The organism is Vibrio sp. 10N.286.46.A8 (genome assembly GCF_041470165.1).
In the GTDB taxonomy this organism is placed as follows: domain Bacteria; phylum Pseudomonadota; class Gammaproteobacteria; order Enterobacterales; family Vibrionaceae; genus Vibrio; species Vibrio tasmaniensis_A.
Window position 1 is genome coordinate 1 of record NZ_JBFRLX010000390.1, and the last position, 511, is coordinate 511.

The window sequence follows — 511 nt, forward strand, 5'->3', positions numbered from 1 at the left end:
GGTGTGATTTTAATCATAACTGTTCAAAAATAACTCTAATTTGCTTGAATAAAATTGATACAAATCAACGCAAGGTTCTCCTATAAACCTTTTGAAACATACTGATTTTATCAGTAATATTAGCGTCAGCTATATTAGCTCATGCTTAACAATAATCTAACTATAACGGTACGTTTTTACTACAAATTTCAATTTGTAATAACAATCTCACGAATTGTTTTAACACGGATTTTTGCGGTGAATAATCACACAAGTGTCATTCAGCCGACACAAAGGAGTTACCATGATTGATGTTGTTGATCTGTCGCGATTGCAATTTGCATTTACAGCGATGTATCACTTCCTATTTGTTCCACTGACTTTAGGTATGGCATTTCTACTTGCCATTATGGAGTCAGTTTATGTAATGACTGGCAAGCAAATTTACAAGGACATGACTAAGTTCTGGGGTAAATTGTTTGGTATTAACTTTGCTCTTGGTGTAGCGACAGGCTTAACCATGGAGTTCCAG

General features: G+C 34.8%; 1 protein-coding gene. It reads left to right on the plus strand.

The genetic code is table 11. The features are described from left to right. Positions 1–283: 283 nt before the first annotated feature. Positions 284–511: cytochrome ubiquinol oxidase subunit I (locus AB4232_RS22625; protein WP_198592582.1), on the plus strand; the 228-nt coding region annotated here is incomplete at its 3' end.